The 20655-nt window shown below is 41.8% G+C and carries 11 protein-coding genes; 7 read left to right on the top strand and 4 right to left on the bottom strand.

Annotation, left to right across the window (positions count from 1 at the left end; translation table 11 throughout):
* Positions 1–8: 8 nt before the first annotated feature.
* From PQ461_RS15885 to PQ461_RS15870, 4 genes are all read right to left on the bottom strand, one after another.
* Positions 9–1025: a FecR family protein gene (locus PQ461_RS15885; RefSeq protein ID WP_274206516.1), complete on the bottom strand. Its 1017-nt coding sequence runs from the start codon at positions 1023–1025 to the stop codon at positions 9–11.
* Positions 1026–1101: 76 nt separating this feature from the next.
* Positions 1102–1647, bottom strand: a complete 546-nt coding sequence (locus tag PQ461_RS15880) for an RNA polymerase sigma-70 factor (RefSeq protein WP_274206515.1) — start codon at positions 1645–1647, stop codon at positions 1102–1104.
* 305 nt (positions 1648–1952) lie between these two features.
* Positions 1953–3116 (bottom strand): aminotransferase class I/II-fold pyridoxal phosphate-dependent enzyme, encoded by a 1164-nt coding sequence (locus tag PQ461_RS15875; protein WP_274206514.1) that lies wholly within the window; start codon positions 3114–3116, stop codon positions 1953–1955.
* Positions 3117–4451, bottom strand: coding sequence for an APC family permease (locus tag PQ461_RS15870; RefSeq protein WP_274206513.1), 1335 nt, complete (start codon positions 4449–4451; stop codon positions 3117–3119).
* Between the two features lie 185 nt (positions 4452–4636).
* Here PQ461_RS15870 and PQ461_RS15865 point away from each other — a divergent pair, with 185 nt between their 5' ends.
* From PQ461_RS15865 to pbpC, 7 genes are all read left to right on the top strand, one after another.
* Complete coding sequence (locus PQ461_RS15865) at positions 4637–5665, top strand: LacI family DNA-binding transcriptional regulator (protein ID WP_274206512.1); 1029 nt, start codon at positions 4637–4639, stop codon at positions 5663–5665.
* Positions 5666–5840: 175 nt separating this feature from the next.
* Positions 5841–6509: a basic secretory protein-like protein gene (locus tag PQ461_RS15860; protein WP_274206511.1), complete on the top strand. Its 669-nt coding sequence runs from the start codon at positions 5841–5843 to the stop codon at positions 6507–6509.
* A gap of 233 nt (positions 6510–6742) precedes the next feature.
* Positions 6743–9856, top strand: coding sequence for a SusC/RagA family TonB-linked outer membrane protein (locus tag PQ461_RS15855; RefSeq protein ID WP_274206510.1), 3114 nt, complete (start codon positions 6743–6745; stop codon positions 9854–9856).
* 11 nt (positions 9857–9867) lie between these two features.
* The gene (locus PQ461_RS15850) at positions 9868–11442 is read left to right on the top strand and encodes a SusD/RagB family nutrient-binding outer membrane lipoprotein (RefSeq protein WP_274206509.1); all 1575 of its coding nucleotides are present in this window, start codon (positions 9868–9870) and stop codon (positions 11440–11442) included.
* A gap of 16 nt (positions 11443–11458) precedes the next feature.
* The gene (locus PQ461_RS15845; protein ID WP_274206508.1) at positions 11459–12361 is read left to right on the top strand and encodes a DUF1735 domain-containing protein; all 903 of its coding nucleotides are present in this window, start codon (positions 11459–11461) and stop codon (positions 12359–12361) included.
* 259 nt (positions 12362–12620) lie between these two features.
* Positions 12621–18209 (top strand): MG2 domain-containing protein, encoded by a 5589-nt coding sequence (locus tag PQ461_RS15840; protein ID WP_274206507.1) that lies wholly within the window; start codon positions 12621–12623, stop codon positions 18207–18209.
* Between the two features lie 4 nt (positions 18210–18213).
* Positions 18214–20610 carry a penicillin-binding protein 1C gene (pbpC, locus tag PQ461_RS15835; RefSeq protein WP_274206506.1) on the top strand — a complete coding sequence of 799 codons (2397 nt, stop codon included), beginning with the start codon at positions 18214–18216 and terminating at the stop codon, positions 20608–20610.
* Positions 20611–20655: the final 45 nt, after the last annotated feature.

Below are 20655 nucleotides of genomic sequence, written 5' to 3'. Positions count from 1 at the left end.
TAATTGATTTATACTAATTGGATTTCATTTTGCTTCATCTCATAATTCACATTCAGCGATTTCTTTAAAGCCTCCAATACTTCGGGCAGGTTAAAGCCCGAAAGGTCGGCAGTAAGCACATACTGATTGAATTTTGCATTTGACACGGTAATGTGTACATGAAACTTTGAATTAAGCACAGGTATAATGGCGCTTAAAGGCTTATTATCGAAAGAAAGATTAACCCTATTCCAGATCTGTAAAGCTGGTTCGTTGCTTTTTGCAAGCGGTTTTAAGGTGTGCTGGGCAGCAAGGTAAACCACCTTTTGATGAGGATAGATCATCACCTCGTCTTTATTGATTTTAAGGTCAGTAAGATTGCCGGTTACTTTATCCTTAATACTTACAGATACTTTGCCGGTAAGTACCGAAACATCAGCCGATGGCTTGTCGTCTCTGTCGCGGATCAAAAAGCTGGTACCCCAAACCTTTGTAATTATTGAACGGCTGCTGATAACAAATGGCTTTTGCGGGTTTTTGGTCACCTCAAAAAAGCATTCGCCCGCCATGGATACCATCCGTGCACTTGTGCTGAAAATTTTAGGGAACGAAAGCTTTGAATGCGGTTTAATCCACACGGCGCTATGGTCTGGCAATACTGATTTGTAAATCTGGTTGGTGTTATTGGTAATCACTACCATGTCTGAATTAACCAGAGCCTGTTGCTTATCAGCAGCATGTTTCTGCTTCAAAGTGATAAACGTTGCGGTACATGCAATAATAACCGCTGCCGCTGCCGAAATTTTGTACCACTTACTTAAACTGCGTACCTTTTGTTCTTTATGATCAGCCGCTTCAATCTTGTCAAGAATGTTTTGATACATCCTTTCTTTAAGTTCGCTCTCTTCATGCACATCAAGGGCCGAGGCATGATCATAATCATGCCCGAATGATTTGTACCATTGCTTAACCAATAGTATTTCATCATCAGAACAGCGTCCGCTGATATACTTTTCCAGTAATTCTACAGGTAAAGATTTATTCATGAAAAGAGAAAATAATTATGGTTTATAAAATACATGACGTGCAAGGCAGGCTTATCCCCTAAATAAAAATGAAAATTTATTTAAGCACCAGTACAACCAGGATCACGAGGTAATGGCTAAGGCCATGGCGCAACCTTTTGATAGCGTTAGTGAGGTGATTTTCAACAGTTTTTTCTGAAATAGAAAGTTGTGCCGAGATCTCTTTATTGGTTTTGTATTGCTTGCGGCTAAGTTCAAATACCGAACGGCATTTTTCAGGTAGCAGGTTTATTTGCGAGTCAATGTTGTAAGTAAGTTCACGATACGCAATTTCATGCTCTGTGGTGTTATCAATTTCGGTATGCCCGGTTTTAAAGCGCTCTGCATACTTTTGCCTTACCGATTCTTTACGGTATAAGTCAATTACAAGATAAGTTAATGAATTATTAAGGTAGCCGCCTATAGTTGATGTAATATTGATCTGATGCCTTTTTAACCAGAAGTTAGCAAAAACATCCTGTACAGCTTCTTCTGCAAGGTCTGTATCTTTCAACCTTTTATAAGCCTCACTGTAAAGCTTTTTCCAATATTGATTATAGATATGGCGGAATGCTTCAAGCTCATCCTTACGGAGCATGTCCATAAGTTCATTTTCAGAAAGCTTGATAAAACCATTCACCATATTAGGCAGATGAAAACTAAATGTTAATTACCTGTTAATGCTATAAGCGAGTGTAAAATTATGGATATTATAATATGCTTAGTGTAACATTTACAATTTTGTAAAAATGAAACGTAAAGTGCTTGTTTTTTAACTATTACATTTATTTATAACCGTTTTTTTGATACAATAACATTAATAATCGGAAGTAACCTATTGGTGTTATTGTGACACATTAACCTATAAAAGAGGTATAAGTAAGCATTATAAAACAAGTAAACCTGTAACTATATCAGGCTTGAAAGTGCCTGGTTAATATCTTGAATTAAGTAAGCAGGTTCTTCAAGGCCAACATACATGCGAATCAACTGGTGCCTGTTGTTGTTAAGGTCATAATCTTTAGCTTTAATACTACAAATGGCCGGTATTACCAAACTTTCGTGCCCTCCCCATGAAACTGCAAGTAAGATATGTTTAAGGTTATTGCAAAAGCTTTCAATCTTATTCAGGTTTGAATCTTTGAGCGTGAAACTGAAAAGTCCCCCACAACCTTTCATCTGCTCTTGTGCAAGTGTCAGCTGCGGAAAGGATGATGAAAATGGCCATGTTATTGATGCTATACCGCTGTGCTCGCTAAGCCATTTTGTAATGACTTTAGTAGTTTCAAAGCTACGGTTCAGCCTTAAGGGTAAGGTGCGCAGGCCGCGTAATAATAACCAGGCCGACTGGGGGGATATGGCTGGCCCCAGATTCATAAATTCGTTTTCAAATATCTTTTTGATCAGCGCTTTACTGCCGGTAAGTACACCCGCCATTACATCAGAGTGGCCGCCGATATATTTTGTGGCAGACTGCGCAACAAGGTCAATCCCGGCCAAAATAGGTTGCTGAAAGAGCGGGCTGCAATAACTGTTATCAATAATGGTGATAATGTTTTTGGATTGAGCTAAATGTGCTATTTTCTTTATATCCTGCAGCTCATAGCTTAAGGTATTAGGGCTTTCCAGAAATATAATGCGGGTTTGCTGTTGTATCGCAGTTTCAAAGTCAGCTGTTTCTGACCCGTTAATTAAAGTTACCTCAACACCAAATCGGGGCAAAAAGTCTTTGAAAAACTTATCAGACCAGCTATAGCTGTTTTCAACCGCCACTATATGGTCTCCTTTTTTTAAGAGCGCAAGCATTGGGACGGTAATAGCCGCAATGCCGCTGCTGAACAGTAAGGCATCCTCGGCACCGTCAAGCGCTGCCAGTTTCTTTCTCAGTATATCAACTGTTGGGTTATTGCCTCGCGAATACAAGTTATTCTCAAACTCATCGGCCATGGCGTTTCTGAGGTCACTTACGGTATTAAAAGCAAAGTTGCTTGATTGAATGATGGGTGGGGATACGGCATTGAAGTATCTGTGTCTGTCTTCTCCTAATTCGTTCAGTATGTATGATAAGTCCATCTAATTATGAAGTGTAATAACCTTTTGGTTGCGTTTGGTAAAATAGTAAATAATCAGCCCGACAAGAAATGATGAAAGGCAGATCAATGCTCCAACGGGGTGTTCAATAAAAATAACCACAGTAACTGCCCAGTAGCATATAATAAATATTAATGGTACCAGCGGGTACCACTTTATACGGAAAACACCTGGAATGTTATCGCTATTTTTTTGTTTTGCTCTTAAAATGAAGATACATAAAGCAGATAAAGAAAGGCCGATTGTATCAAAAAACATCACATAGCTGAGTACTTTTTTAAAAGAGTCAATAAATATCAGCACCAGGATGATAGCAAATACAAAAAAGCTGAGGCCAAATTCCTGTACCTGTGTGCGTTTATTAATCCGTTTAAAAATGTTGGGCAAAATACCGTCTTCGGCCATGGCGTAATAAACCCTGGGGTTGGCCAGTATATTTACATTTACGTAAGCAAGTACCGAGGTGAACATAAGCACCGATACAATTTTATAGCCTGCGCTACCAAGCAGCACTCCGGCCATTGTAGCGGCTAAGGCAGGTTTAAGTTTAAGGTTCTCTATACCTAACACAGAAATGTAGGCATAATTGATGATCATGTACAGGGCAATTACCACCAGCATACCGGTGAAAATTGCTTTGGGCAAATTTTGCCGGGCGTTAATAACATCCCCTCCAAAATTGATAGTTTGCTGGTAACCTCCGTAAGCAAAGAAAATAGCTACCATACTTAACCCTAATGAATTTATCGGGTTTAACTGATTAAGGCTTTGTGCAGGCGCGGTTATATGAACATCTGTTTTAAAAACAGCTAATGAAATAACCAGTATTAAGGCAATCTTGAAAACAGTAAGTACGTTTTGTGTTTTAGCGCTTGCTTTAATGCCTTTTAAGTTAAGCAGATACAGGGCCAGTACAGATGTGATGGTTATAAGGCGTATACCGGTATTATATGCAATATGATGAGGTATTACAAACGGGCTAATATATTGCGCACCGATAATGGTTATGGCTGCCACCGACATAGCATTGCTTATAACAAGTATCCAGTTGATCATGAAAGCAAAGGCAGGGTGAAAACAAAAAGAAAATACTTTATAAAAACCACCTGTGCTGGGATATGCCGAGCCTATTTCTGCAAAAGTTAAGGCTCCGCAAAAACTGACCACACCACCTATAAACCATGCAGCAAAATAAGTATAAGGCTGGTTTAAATAACCGGCAACCTCGGCAGGTGTTGCAAATATACCCATGCCAATCACCAGGCTGATCATGATCATGGACATATCAAGGCGGGTAAGTTTTGGAGAGATATTCATTATTTTACCCGATAATAATAAAAATTGCTGCAACCCAGGTTAACATATTAAATATTACTTAAATATTCATCTGTTATTCGTTTATTAGCGTTCTTAATTATAATAATTTGCCTGTTGGTTAGATTTTAAAATATTTTTTGTGAAAATACGTTTTAAAGCCTGACCTAATATATCCAGATCCCACAATGACTCCGAAAAAAATATCAATTAAAGATATTGCCAAATTAACCAATACTTCCATCACGACTGTCTCTTTCGTGCTTAACGGTAAAGGTAGAACCAGTAAAGAACTTTCGCAGAAAATATTAGAGGTTGCCGCCGAGAACGGTTATGAACCTAACCGTATGGCTGTAGGCTTACGTACAGGCGAATCAAAAGTAATTGGTTTGCTTGTTGAAAATATAGGCGGCCCGTTTTTTGGCGAAGTAGCAAAAGTGATAGAGGAGGAGGCCGAGCGCCGTGGATATGGTATTATTTATTGTAGTACCAATAACAGTATACAAAAAGGTAAAGATGTTATTAAAATGCTGTCGAACCAGTTAGTGGATGGCTATATTATTACTCCACTCAAAGGTTTGGAAAAAGAAGTGCAGGATATAGTAACCACAGGCAGGCCTGTGGTGCTGATCGACGGATATTTTCCTGATCTTGATATTCCGCATGTATTGGTTGATAATATGGGAAGTGTATACCAGGGTGTTGACACATTGATTAAAGGCGGTTACAGTAAAATAGGTTTTGTGACTATTGATTTTGACCTAGTCCAGTTACAAGACCGTTTAAGAGGTTATAAAGAAGCGCTGTCTGACGCCAAAATCAAGTTTGATAAAAAACGTGTACTTACCTTGCCTGCATTAAAGGGGAAAGATGAACAGTTGGCAGCAATTAAAAAGTTCTTAAACGAAACTGGGCTCGATGCTATATTTTTTGCAACCAATTATCTTGGTATAATGGGTTTGCAATGCTTTAAAGAGCTATCAATTAGTGTACCGGAAGACATAGCCGTTGTAACCTTTGATGACGACGAAATCTTTAACCTTTACCCACCAGGTATTACTACGGTGCAACAGCCTGTACAAGAAATTGCTAAATCTGCGGTAGATATTCTCATGGCGCAATTGGAAGACAGAGAGCTAAACCTGGAGCAGGTTAACTTGCAAATACCTTCAAAAATTATAGAAAGGGCTTCTTCTACTCCTAAAAAGAATGGTTAAATAATTATTTTATCAATTCAGCGGCATAAACGGGGATTATTACTGTTGAATTTTGAAAAATTACTTAATTGCAAAAGTTTTTTTATGTTTTTTGGTAAATCGTTTTATCTTTACAAAAAGATAATGTTGATTTTATGCTGAATAAGCAACAACAGCGTCGATACTACTAATAAACATGAAGAAAGTATTTTACCTGCTACTATTAAGCGTGGCATTTGCTCATTTTGCCAAAGCTCAAGACCCCGAAGTGATTAAAAAGAAGGGCTATACATTAACTGTAATTAATCAGGATCCAAATTTCAGCCAGGACTTAAAGGACAAACTAATCAGTACATTCTGGATTGTGTATCCAAAGCTGGCGAAAGCGTATAACTCAAAAACTTCTAAGCATGTTACCTTTATAATAGATACCACTTATAATGGGGTAGCTGCAACCGCAAATGACCGCGTAACTTTCAGTGCAAAATACATGACTGCCCATCCGCAGGATATTGACGTTGTTACGCACGAAGTAATGCACATTGTACAGGCCTACGGCGATACAAACGGCCCTAGCTGGTTAACCGAAGGCATAGCAGATTATGCACGCTATAAGTTCGGCGTAAATAATGCAGCTGCCAAATGGGCTTTGCCGCCATATAAATCTACTCAAAGCTATGAAAACAGTTACCGCATTACGGCGCGTTTCCTGGCCTGGATTGAAGCCAAAATAAAGCCGGGGGCAGTGAAGGCGCTGGATAGCAAAATGCGTGATCGTGCTTTTACAGATGGCACCTGGACAGAGGTGACCGGCAAGTCTTTAGGTGAACTTTGGTCGGCTTACACAGCAGATCCTGCTTTATAATAGTATTTCTGAATTGTAAGGGTGCCTGGCACCCACTTATCACATCTTATAAGTTGAATCGTTAAGTTAAAATTGATAAAACGTTTAATCATTTGAAATGAATGATTGTTGGTTTACTGCCATCAAATTGTTAAAAATCATTAGATAAAACGTTTTATTTTAAAAAGGAGGTCTAATGTAAATATCTAATCGCTTCAAATATTTCTTTCTAACTATTAACTAAACTCACTATAATGAATAAATTTTTACGAAAATGCTTATGGTTTCTGGGCTTTATTTCGGCAGCTGCCAATGCCCAGAACGTACGTATTACCGGTAAGGTAATAGCCAGGGAAGATGGCTCTGCACTTCCTGGCGTAACAGTTGCTGTAAGAGGAACAAGTACAGGTACTGTTACAAATGCTCAAGGTATATATTCCCTAAATGTACCTTCAAAAAATACCACTGTTTCATTTAGCTTTATTGGCTATATCAGAAAAGATACCACCGCAGCACATGGTAACAATCTTAATGTTACTCTTTCTCCGGATAGCAAACAACTGCAGGAAGTTGTTGTAACCACAGCTTTAGGTATTAAGCGTAAAGCAAAAGAGCTTGGTTATGCCACTCAAACAGTTAGCGCAAAAGATTTGACACTCAGTAAGCCAACTAACGTTGCTCAGGGTTTATCTGGTAAGGTGGCTGGTTTGCAAATTACACAAGCTAATAACCAGATTGATGCGGGCGACCAGATCCGCGTTGTTTTGCGTGGTAACCGTTCTTTTGTTGGTAACAACCAGGCACTATTAGTTGTTGATGGTGTTACCACATCTCTGAATTACCTTAACTCATTAAACCCTAATGATGTAGAGAGCGTTAACGTATTAAAAGGTGCCACTGCGGCGGCATTATATGGTTCAGAAGCTTCAAATGGTGTAATCATTGTAACTACTAAAAGAGGAAACACTGATGGTGGGGGTTCTTTTACCTTTACCAATACTACGATGTTAAACAAACTATCGTACTTTCCTAAGTTACAGTCTACATTTGGCGGTGGTACTAACCAGGATGCTTTTGGTTTCCCGCAATTTACTCCATATGAAAACCAGAACTTTGGTGACCGGTTTGACGGTAGCACCAGGGCTATTGGCCGTCCGTTAGCTGATGGAACCAGCCAGATGGTCGTATACCAAAATCTGCCAGATGAAAAGAAAAAATTCTTTGATACTGGTTTGGATGTTCAAAATGATGTTACTTATTCAGGTGGCGACAAAAACGGATCATTGTTTGCAAACGTCCAGCACCTTGATTCTAAAGGCACCACACCTGGTGATAAGGCCAACAGGACTTCTATCCGTTTAAACGGCATGCGTAATTATAAAGACGTATTAACGATTAATTTCAATTTCGATTATACTCAACGTAATTACGATAAGTCTTACAACCAGGTTTATAACAACGTTATTAATACACCTGCTGAAATTCCATTAACCCAGTATAAAGACCTGAATTCGCTTTGGGGTAATCCAAATAACTTTTATAATGATTATTACCAAAGCCCTTACTTTGGTTTGCAAGATCAAAGACAAAAAGAGCGTAAAGACCAGGTATTAGGTAATTTATCATTAGGCTACAAAGCTACTTCATGGTTAGATTTATTGGTACGTGGTGGTATAAGTACAACTTACCAGTATGATAAATATACACAAGCGGCATTTACTTATTCAGATTTTGCAAAAGCAAGCGGTAAGTCTATTGCAGTAAATGATATTCTTTCGTCAACAAGTGCCAACAACCAGTACCTTACACGTTACAACGGTGATTTCCTGGCTACATTCCATAAAAATGTTAAAGATTTCAGCCTTAGAGCTATTGCTGGTGCGCAGTTAATTGATGACCAGAAGCAATACATGAGTGTTGGTGCCGGCACCTTGGTTATCCCTAACTTTTACAATGTAGGTAACGTTTCAGGTATACCTTCTGCTGGTGAAAGTATGTTACGTTACCGAACCTTCGGTTTATTTGGCGACTTAACTGTAGGATATAAAGATTGGTTATTCTTACATGGTTCAGGCCGCCAGGATAAAGACTCAAGGTTAGCACGTGGTAACAGGCAATTCTTTTACCCGGCTGTAGATGCATCTTTTGTTTTTACAGATGCTATCCCTGCACTTAAAAACAATCACATCCTGTCATCTGGTAAGTTAAGAGCAGGTATCTCTAAAGTATACACTGTACAGTTAGACCCATATCAGCTACAGTCAACATTTGGTGTAGGCGGTGGTTTCCCTTATGGTAATGTGGCAGGTTTCTCTGTAGGAAATACAGTTTATGACCCAACTTTAAAGCCTGAAAAATCGATACAAAAAGAGATTGGTTTAGATTTAGGCTTCCTGGATAACCGCATCACTTTAGAAACGTCTGCCTATACAGGTGTAACTTCAGATCAGGAGATCAAAACAGGTATTAACATATCAAACACTACAGGCTTTAGTTCTGCAGTAATTAATACAGGCTCTGGCCGTACAAGTGGTATAGAGGTTGCAATTGCTGCATCTCCGGTTATCTCACTTAGCAACGGTTTCCGTTGGAATGTAAGCGTTAACTATTCTTATAATACTAACAAAGTACTTTCGGTTTACCAGGGACTTGACCGTATCAGCATTGGTAACTTCAACTACATTGTGCAAGGCTTACCTTATCCTCAGTTAGTGGGTAGCGATTATGCAAGAGACCCGCAAGGCCGTGTGATTGTAAGTCCTGTAACAGGTTTACCAAGTCAGGCTAATACAAACGTTATATTCGGACAGTCTAACCCTAAAAACATTTTAGGTCTAACTACCAGTTTCCAATTTAAAGGCTTCACGTTGGCCGGTACTGCCGAGCTACGTTCAGGTGCATATTTTTATAACGATTTTGCCGGTACACTTGATTTCTCTGGTATTAGCTATACTTCTGCAGAAACTGGCCGTCAACGCTTTGTATATCCAAATTCAGTTATTCAAACAGCACCAGGCGTGTATGTTCCCAATACCAATATTACTACTAACAGCGGTAGCGGCGATTTTTGGGCTAATGCTATCCGCACTGGTATTAACTCAAACTATGTTACCAGTGCAGATTTTATTAAGATCCGTGAATTGTCATTATCATATGACGTACCTGCAAGATATTTGAGAGGCCAGAAAGTTATCAAAAAAGCAAGCATTGGCTTAGTTGGCCGTAACCTGTTTATGTTCAGGCCTAAATCAAACATTTATACAGACCCTGAGATAAATGCCCAAACAGACAATGCGCAAGGTGTGAGCAACCTTAATCAAACTCCGCCAACACGTCTATATGGTTTCACCGCAAGCATTGGATTTTAATTAAGAGCAAAATGAGAAAATTATATACATTATCAGCCTTAGCGCTAACGTTGGCGTTGGGAGCTTGTAAGAAGGATTATTTCGATATCAATACCAATCCAAATAATGCGACAAGTGCAACGCCGGGATTAGTATTAACTAACGCATTAAATACCACAGCCAGGGTTACCACCGGTTCTTACGACTTTTATCGCTTTGCGGGTCCGTGGCTTGGTTATTGGAACTTTAGCGGTGCGTATTCTGGTTTCCTTGAAGAGCGCAGCTATAATATCACTTCAAACTACGCAGGAGCAACAAGCCCATGGGCAAACCTTTATGATAATCTTGAAGATTACAATTACCTTGAGCAACAAGGCAAAGCTTTAGGCAAACCATACTTTGTAGCTTTTGCTAAAACGATGAAGGCATTTGACTATGCTTACCTGGTTGATTTTTTCAATGATGTGCCATACACACAAGCATTACAGTCAACTAAAATAATTCGTCCGCAGTATGATAAGGGCCAGGCTATATATGAAGATCTGTCAAAACAGTTAGATAGTGCTGTCGTGCTACTTAAGTCGTCAACTGTTGCAAGTTCTGATAAGGCTTATGATATTATTTATGGATCAGATTTAACCAAGTGGGGTAAATTAGCCAATACCATCAGGTTAAGGTTATTACTTCGCCAAAGTGAAATGCCGGGCCGTGAAGCTTATATTAAAGCTGAAGTTGCAAAGATTATTGCAAATGGTTACGGGTTTATAGGCGCAGGCGAAACAGCTAATGTACAGCCAGGTTATTCAAATACTGATGGCAAACAGAATCCGTTTTATGCCAACTTCGGTTATAATGCTTCAGGAAATCAACAAGGCGGACATCAATATTACCTTGCAGCACAATACGGGTTATATTTTTATATAAACAACGGTGACCCGCGTTATACAAGATTTTACACAACTATTAACGATGGGGCTGGCACTACTTATGAAGCTCATCCTTTTGGCCCTACAGCTACCGATGCGGAAAAGCCACAATTTATTTCAGCAATTGGCCCGGCACTTACGTTAAATCCAGATTCTACAAAAGGGCAGGATCTTTTTGGTGCAAGCAAGCCGCAGCCATTAATAACAGATTTTGAAAGTTTGTTTTTACAAGCCGAAGCTGCTCAACGTGGCTGGATAACTGGAACGGCAGAAACTTTTTATGCTGCTGCTGTAACACAATCTTTTATAAAAGTTGGCCTTACTGCTGCTGATGCAACTACTTATATGACCGAACAACCTGTTGCAAACTGGAATGATCCGGATAATGTTGGTACAGGTGTAAGTGCCGAAGGAACGTCTTATGATAAAAAGTTAATTCTAATTATCAGACAGAAATGGGCTGCTTTAAATGGCTTTAATGATATTGAAGCATGGTCAGATTACCGCCGTTTAGGTTTACCGGCTGACATTCCTATTTCAAACAACCCGGCTGCTACAACACGTAAAATTCCGGTTAGAATGCCGTATCCACAAAGCGAGTATAATTACAATTCACAAAATGTAATTGCTGAAGGTACAATCAACCAGTTTACTTCAAGGGTTTTCTGGGATGTTAAATAATTCAAAAGTTTTAATCATGACAAAGAAGAAATTATTAATAGGAACTGTGCCATTTCTGCTGGCCCTGGCGTTGGTATCCTGCAAAGACAGGTACGTGCAGCCTGATTTTACCAAAGTTCCGCCAATTATAGAGTTGCCTGTAGCAAGCCTTGCTGGTGATGGCAGTGGTAATTCAATGAATTTTGGTTTAACCATAGGGCCAAGTGTAGATAGCTATATCTATGTTAACTATGCTGCACCAAACCCTAACACCAGCGATGTTACAGTTACTATGGCTGTTGACGACGCTGTATTGAAAAAATACAATTCAGTTCGCGACAGTGATAACCAAATCAGCTCTCTTCCTGCGGGATCGTACACAGCTCCAACAAAAATTACAATACCGGCAGGTGCAGGTAAGGTTCAATATCATGTGAAATTTAACACTACCTTATTTGATCCTGCTAAAACTTACGGCTTGCCGTTAAAAATTGTTGACGGTGGCGGAAACACAGTAAGCGGTAATTATGGTACGCTGGTAATGGTTGTTAATGCTAAAAACATTTACGATGGGACTTACACTATGAAAGGAACCATTACACGTAACTCTGCAACCGGGCCGGATACCAATTTAGGTGGTGTCATTAAATCGGGCGTTACTACACAACTTGCCACACTTTCTGCAACTGCCAACTCTTTCAGCCAGTATTGGAGAGATGGAAGCAGTGTTGGAGGTATTGACGGATTAAGATTATCGGTAGATCCAACAACAAATAAAGTGACCGTATCATCAACAGGCAATGCTACTCTGAAAAATACTCCGGGTTACAACAGCCATTATGATCCGGCTACTAAAACATTCTATTTAGCTTTTGATTGGGGTACTGCTCCAAGCACAAGGTTAGCGGTAGATACATTGGTATACTCTGGTTCAAGATAACAATCAAAGAGGCTGCCTCAAAAGGGCAGCCTTTTCTTAAACCTTAGTGTATAAATTCTTTGCGTTTTGTTTAATATGCGAGTGCCGGGTCAGTGAATAGTTAAAAATAAATCATCGTTCTTTAATCCACCGGCCTCGTTTTTTAATTCTACTTAGTTTTCGGTATATGTAATAAAGTTTAAAACATATTTAAAGTATTTTACTTTACATCGTTTAAAGTTTCATACTTTTAAATAGTTTATTAAAACTTTACCTACCTATGCAATCCTCTTCCTCATTTATCAACCGGCGCAATATTGTTATTGCCGCAGTGGTTGTTGCAATTGCCATTACCGCTATTTTCATTCTTTCAAGGCACAAAAAGAAAAACTACGATCGCGATTTTAGCAAATACATCCAATCTTACACGGCTGGTGTAATTTCGCGCGCAGGTACCATCCGCATCAAATTTGCCGACCAGGTACAGGTAACACATTCGCAAAATGAAGAAATCAAGAAAAGTCTTTTTGATATTTCACCATCTGTAAATGGGAAGGCGTATTGGATAGATGCGCAAACCATCGAGTTCAGGCCGGAGAAGGAACTTGAGCCCGACAAAAAATACGAAGTTGATTTTGCCTTAGGCGACCTGGTTAAAGTAGATGACAAGCTGGAGCATTTTACCTTTGGCCTGCAAACTATAAAACCGGACTTTACCGTGAGCTTTGATGGCTTGCAATCTGCCACCGCAACTTCGCTTGATAAAATGAAATTTACCGGCAGTGTACAAACCGCTGATGTTGAAGATGCAAAGAAAGTTGAAAAAATGCTTTCAGCTAATTATACATCGCCTGTAAGCGTAACCTGGCATCATAATAAAATAAATAAAACCCACCAGTTTGTTATTAATAATCTTAAGCGTGCAAATGGCGCTGCATCAAAGTTGCAGGTCAAATGGGATGGGGATGCGATTGATGTAGATAAGAAGGGGGCTGAAGATATTGATGTGCCTGCTGTAGGCGATTTTAAATTGTTGCAGATAAAAGCGGTACAAGATCAGGATCAGTACGTGCTTTACCAGTTCTCGAACCCGATAAAAGTTGGACAGGAACTGCGCGGCCTTATTGGCTTGAATAATGTAAATGACCTTGCTTATACTATTGAAGGCAGCCAGATCAAAATGTATGGCCCCGAGCATTTGGAAGGCAATTACACAGCCGTTGCTAATGAAGGTATAGAAGATATTGTTAACAAAAAGATAACAAAGACCTATACCGCAAATGTGTTTTTTGAAAACCGCCTGCCTAAGGTAACTATACCGGGCAAAGGGGTGATCTTGCCTGATTCGGGCAAGCTGATGATGCCCTTTGAGGCAACTAACCTTAGTGCTGTTGACGTAACTATTATAAAGGTTTATGAAAATAATGTGCCGCAGTATTTTCAAAATAACGGTTTCGATGGCGAGAACCAGTTAAGGCAGGTAGGCAGGCCGGTAGTGCAGAAAACCATTCGCCTTGATGACGACAAGGGGCTTAACCTGAAAAAGAAAAACCGATTTATGCTGGATATTGACCACCTGATGCGCACCGAACCTGGGGCAATCTACAGGGTGGTGATAGGTTTCAGGAAATCATACTCTTTATATAATTGCAGCGCCGGAGGTGGTACAACAGGCAATAGTAATAGCGACAGTGAGTATTACGACGATGAAGGCGGTAGTTCAGGTAATGCAACAGGCATAGACGAAGATGATGAGTTTTGGCAGCGGTATGACAATTATTATCCGGACGGCTACAATTGGTCTGAACGTGATGATGTTTGTTCAGAATCATACTACACCAAAGATAAATGGGCAACCCGTAATATTATAGCGTCAAACATAGGCCTTATTACCAAGCGTGGTAACGATAACAGCATGCTGATTGCTGTTACCAATATATTGGATGCACAGCCGATGAGCGGCGTTACACTGCAACTGCTCGATTATCAGAAACAGGTGTTGTGGCAAGGTACCTCTGACGGTGACGGTTTTGCAAAACTGGTATTAAAGAGAAAGCCATATTTACTGATCGCTAAAAAAGACGACGAACGCGGCTACCTGAAACTGGATGATGGAAGCGCACTGCCTTTGTCGCGTTTTGATGTAGGCGGCGAGCAAATTCAAAATGGGCTGAAGGGCTTTATTTATGGAGAAAGAGGCGTGTGGCGTCCCGGCGACTCCATTTTCGTTTCGTTTATTCTTGAAGATAAACTGAAAACCTTACCGCCAGATCATCCGGTCGAGTTTGAGTTTTATAATCCACAGGGGCAGTTATACAAAAAAATGGTGCGCACCACCTCTGTTGATGGCTTTTACTCATTCCGCACGGCTACCACTACCAGCGCCCCAACCGGTAACTGGAATGTGAAAATAAAAGTAGGCGGAGCGATATTTGAAAAAGGCATTAAGGTAGAAACCATTATGCCAAACCGGCTTAAATTAAGTCTGAACTTTGGCAACCAGACAGAACTTACCAAAGGGCATACCACAGGTTTGTTAAATGCAAAATGGCTGTTCGGTGGTACGGCTCAAAATTTAAAGGCAAAGGTAGATGCTTTCCTTTCGCCGCAGACAACTGCTTTTAAAGGCTTTGATGGCTATGTGTTTGATGATCCTACACAATCTTTCGGTACACAAACGCAAAATGTATTTGATGGTAAGCTGGATGAAAATGGTAATGCCAATATTGATGCGGACATCAATCTTGAAAAACAGGCGCCGGGACAGTTACGCGCTAACTTCCTGGTAAAGGTATTTGAGCCGGGCGGAAATTTCAGCATTAACCAGGTATCAATGCCTTATAATATCTTCAATGGTTATGTAGGTATAAAGGTTCCGCAGGGAAGTGCATTAAGCGGGATGCTAACCACAGATGCCGATCACATCATTGATATAGCAGATGTAAATACCAAAGGCCAGTTATTTGGCGGTAGCCGTAAGGTTAATGTGGAGCTATATAAAGTGCAATGGCGCTGGTGGTGGGATGAAACCGGTAATGAGCTAAGCAACTTCACCCAAAACCAGTATAATAAGCTGATCACCACTGAAACGGTACAGCTAAATAATGGCCGAGGCAAGTGGAAGCTACGTGTTCCGCAGGCAGACTGGGGGCGGTACCTGATCAGGGTGACCGATCCGGAAACCGGGCACACCACCGGCAAACTAATCTATATCGACTGGCCAAACTGGGCCGAACGCCTGCAGCAGGATAACCCTACCGAAGCAGCCATGCTTTCTTTTACATCAGATAAAAAGAGCTACAAGGTTGGCGAAGAAGGAACACTTACCATACCAACAAGCAGCAACGGCAGAGCTTTGGTAAGCTTTGAAAATGGTAGCAAGATTGTTAAAACGGTTTGGATAGATACCCGCAAAGGTCAAACACAATATAAGTTTAAGGTAGATGAAGATATGGCGCCAAACGTTTTTATTAACGTTACGCTGCTGCAGCACCATAACCAAACCGTGAATGACCTGCCGATAAGGATGTATGGTGCTATACCGATAACCGTTGAAAATCCGGAGACCGTGCTTAAACCGGTAATCAGTATGCCGGATAAGATCCGTCCGGAAACTACGTCATCAATTACGGTTTCCGAAGCATCCGGAAAGGAAATGACCTACACCATTGCCATTGTTGACGAAGGTATACTTGATCTTACCAATTTTAAAACGCCAGACCCGCACGAGGCATTTTATGCCCGCGAAGCTTTGGGCGTTAAAACCTGGGATTTGTTTGATTATGTGATCGGTGCATTTGGCGGCGGTTTAGAGCGTATTCTTAGTATTGGCGGCGACCAGGCTTTAGGTAATAATAAAAATACAACAGTTAACAGGTTTAAACCGGTTGTTAAATATTTAGGGCCATTCCACTTAAATAAAGGCGAAACCCAAACCAAGCGTTTTACCTTGCCGCAATACATCGGCTCTGTAAGGGCAATGGTTATAGCCGGGCATAATGGAAGCTATGGTTTTGCTGAAAAAGCTGTAGCGGTTAAAAAGCCTTTGATGATATTGGCAACCTTGCCGCGCGTACTTGGCCCGTCAGAAAAGTTTGAACTGCCGGTTACGGTTTTCGCCATGGAAAATAACATCAAAAACGTAACTGTACAGGTACAATCAAACGCATTTACATCTACAGGCGGCAACACCCAAACACTAACATTTACAAAACCCGGAGATCAGCTGGCAACCTTTAACCTGGATGTGAAAGATTTTGTGGGAGTAGGTAAGGTACGTATCATAGCTAAAAGCGGCGGCGAAACCGCCGTACAGGATGTGGAGATGGAGATACGGAACCCTAATCCACCAATTGTACGTACCATTGTTAAAGAGTTAAAGGCAGGCGAAACCTGGGATGCTGCTTATTCGCCGGTTGGTATGACGGGTACTAACAAGGCAACTCTTGAGGTAAGCGCCATCCCGCCGATTAATCTTTCTAAGCGACTGGGTTATTTATTGGAGTATCCATATGGTTGTGTAGAGCAAACCACATCGGCCGGTTTCCCACAATTATATTTAAATCAACTGATAGACCTTAGTCAGAAACAGAAAGCCAACCTTGAGCGCAATTTGCGGGCAACGGTTGCAAGGCTGGGTGGTTTCCAGGTACCAGGCGGCGGATTAAGCTACTGGCCAAACGGCGGCGAGCCCGACGAATGGGGAACCAATTATGCGGGGCATTTTATGTTGATGGCACAAGCTAAAGGGTATACCTTACCGGTAGGCTTTTTGGAGAACTGGAAAAAATACCAGCGTCAAAAGGCATTAAACTGGACGCCTGATTCGCGCAGTTTCTATGGTGCAGACCTAACCCAATCATACAGATTATATCTGCTGGCATTAGCGGGTGCGCCTGAATTAGGTGCCATGAACAGGCTGAAAGAGTTTAAGTACATCAGCGTATCGGCCAAGTGGAGACTGGCTGCTACTTATAAACTTGCCGGCCAGCCCGAGGTTGCTTCTCAGCTTATCAGTGGTTTGCCTACGCAGGTAAAACCATATGACCAGCTGGATTATACCTATGGTTCAGACGAACGCGACCAGGCTATGATCCTGGAAACACTTACTTTAATGGGCCGCCGAAAGGCTGCATCTGATGTGTTGCGCTCCGTAGCGGCGCACCTGTCTGAAGACCGTTGGTACAGTACACAAACTACTGCTTATGCCTTGCTGGCCATAGCCCAGTATTGCGGTCAGAATAATTCTCCGTACAAATTGCAGTTTAATTACCAGGCCAATGGTAATAAAGGCAATGTGGCCTCGCCGTCTTATATCTGGCAGGCACCGCTTCCGGCAAACGGCGGCAAGATGGTTGTAAAGAACAGCGGCAGCAATTATTTGTATGTACGCCTTGTTCAGCAGGGTACGCCTTTGCCAGGGCAGGAGCAGGAAGCTGGTAATGATCCGAGCGTTCTGCAAATGCAGGTAAATTACCTGAGCATGAAAGGCCAGCCGATTGATGTTGCCAGCCTGAAACAAGGCACCGACTTTGTTGCACAGGTAACCATTAAAAATCCGGTTGGTAATGGCAATTACCGCAACATGGCGCTATCGCAAATATTCCCATCCGGATGGGAGATCTTAAATACCCGCATGCTGAATAACGATGAAGTATTTAAATCCTCACCGTCTGACTATCGCGATATTCGTGATGACAGGGTTTATACTTACTTTGGCTTAGATGAAGATACGCAGGTAACCTATTATGTAATGCTTACAGCAGCATATACCGGTCATTATTACCTGCCGGGTGTGTATTGCGAAGCCATGTATAAATCATCAATTAACGCATTGCAAAAAGGCAGATGGGTAGAAGTTGTGAAGTGATGAAATGAGTTTTTTAAAACGCTTATGGGCAAGCAGAACTTTCCGTATTACAGGCGGGGTTTTGTTTGCCCTTTTCCTGGTCTTTTTATTTTGTCTGCCGCGGCGCTTATTCAATGCGCCTACCTCATACGTATTGAATGACAGGCAGGGCCGTTTATTGGGTGCATCAATTGCAACAGATGGGCAATGGCGCTTTCCGTATGATGCCGCAGTGCCCGAAAAATTTAAGCAATGCATTATCGCCTTTGAAGATAAACGTTTCGAGCATCATTTCGGGGTCGACCTTTTAGCATTTGCGCGTGCATTGCGTCAAAATCTGCGGTCAAAGCACGTTACCAGCGGCGGCAGCACCATTACCATGCAGGTGATCAGGCTGGCAACGCATCATCCGCGCAACATGTGGTATAAATTTGTAGAAATGGTAATGGCTACCCGGTTAGAGCTTACCAATAGTAAAGCGAAGATTATGGCACTTTATGCCAGCAACGCGCCGTTCGGTAGTAATGTGGTAGGGCTTGATGCGGCTTCGTGGCGGTATTTCGGGCGAAGCCCGGATAAACTTTCGTGGGGAGAGATGGCCGCATTAGCAGTATTACCCAATTCACCATCGCTGGTACACCCCGGTAAAAACCGGCAGATATTGTTAAGCAAGCGCAACAGGTTGTTAGATAAATTATGCAGAACCGGAGTTATTGACAGCAGTACTGCTGACCTTGCCAAGTTAGAACCCGTACCTGATAAACCTGTCGCATTGCCTTCTTATGCCCCGCACATGCTGGCACGTATTATAGCAGACCATAAACAAGCCGACAAAACAGATACCCGTGTTAACAGTACCTTAAGGCTGGAGCTGCAACAGCAGGTTACACAAATCATAGAGAGGCATCATACCGTACTCAGCGCTAATCATATCAATAATATTGCAGCCATTGTGCTGGATGTGGAAACCGGTGCCACTCTGGCCTATGCAGGTAACGTCTATCACCCCGAAGACCCATCGCTGGAAAGCAGCGTGGATGTAATTGATGCGCCGCGTAGTCCCGGCAGTACGCTTAAGCCTTTATTATATGCCGCTATGCTGCACGACGGGCAGTTGCTGCCTAACAGCATTGTACCCGATATACCTACGCAGATAGCAGGCTACCAGCCCGAAAACTTTGATTTAGGCTATGATGGTGCTGTACCCGCTTCAAGGGCATTAGCCCGGTCGTTAAATGTACCGGCCGTTAAGATGCTGCAAAAATACAGATATGAGCGTTTTTATGATTTTCTGAAAAAAGCCGGTACAACAACGCTTAAGCAACCTGCCGATTTTTATGGCTTATCACTGATACTGGGCGGGGGTGAAAGTACGCTTTGGGAGCTGGCCGGTATGTATGCAGATATGGCAAGGGTGCTAAACCATTATCCAAAATATAACGGCAAATACAATCCGGATGATTATCATGAACCGGTTTATCAAACAGTACATCGTGGCACCCCGCAATTAGAGAAATCGGGCTTGCTCGATGCAGGGTCTATTTACTATACGCTGGAAGCAATGGGAGAGGTAATGCGGCCCGGCGAGGAAATGCTTTGGCAGCAGTTTGGTTCTACACAGCGCGTGGCCTGGAAAACAGGTACAAGTTTTGGTTTCAGAGATGGCTGGGCTATTGGCATTACACCTAAATATGTGGTGGGCGTATGGGTGGGTAACACAACAGGCGAAGGCCGCCCCGGTTTAACCGGTATTAATACCGCCGCCCCGGTGCTATTTGAAATTTTCAGGCTGCTGCCTGTTACCCGCGACTGGTTTGATAAGCCTTATGAAGACATGGTAAAGGTGGAGGTGTGTAAACAAAGCGGTTACAGGGCAGGCAGGTATTGTAATGATAAAGAAGCCATGTGGATACCTGTTCCCGGGTTAAAATCCCCGGTTTGCCCTTATCATCAGCTGGTACACCTCGATAAAACAAAAAGCTGGCAGGTAACTGCAGACTGTGTTCCGGCGGACGAGATCGTAAACCAAAGCTGGTTTGTGCTGCCGCCATCAATGGAGTATTATTATAAAAGCAGGAACTACCAGTACCATAGTTTACCACCATTTAAAAATGGCTGCGGTGAAGATGAAGGTAACCCGATGGAGCTGATCTATCCGAAGAGTGGTGCAAAAGTTTATGTGCCCTTAGAGGCAGATGGTACCCGTGGCCGGATGATTTGCAATGCAGCACACCGGCAATATGGTACTAAGATTTTCTGGCATCTGGACGATCAATATTTAGGCGAAACCAAAGATTTTCATCAGATGGCCATAAGCCCACCGCCCGGCGAACATTTACTTACACTTGTTGATGCAGGCGGAAACACGCTTAAAATAAAGTTCACTGTTTTAGAAAAAGACAAGCAGCCCGCCGACCGTTAACTTAACGAAATGTGCTTCGCTACAACTATGATAAATTAAGTTGCA

The organism is Mucilaginibacter sp. KACC 22063 (assembly GCF_028736115.1).
GTDB lineage: Bacteria > Bacteroidota > Bacteroidia > Sphingobacteriales > Sphingobacteriaceae > Mucilaginibacter.
This window is presented reverse-complemented; position numbering and strand designations above follow the sequence as displayed.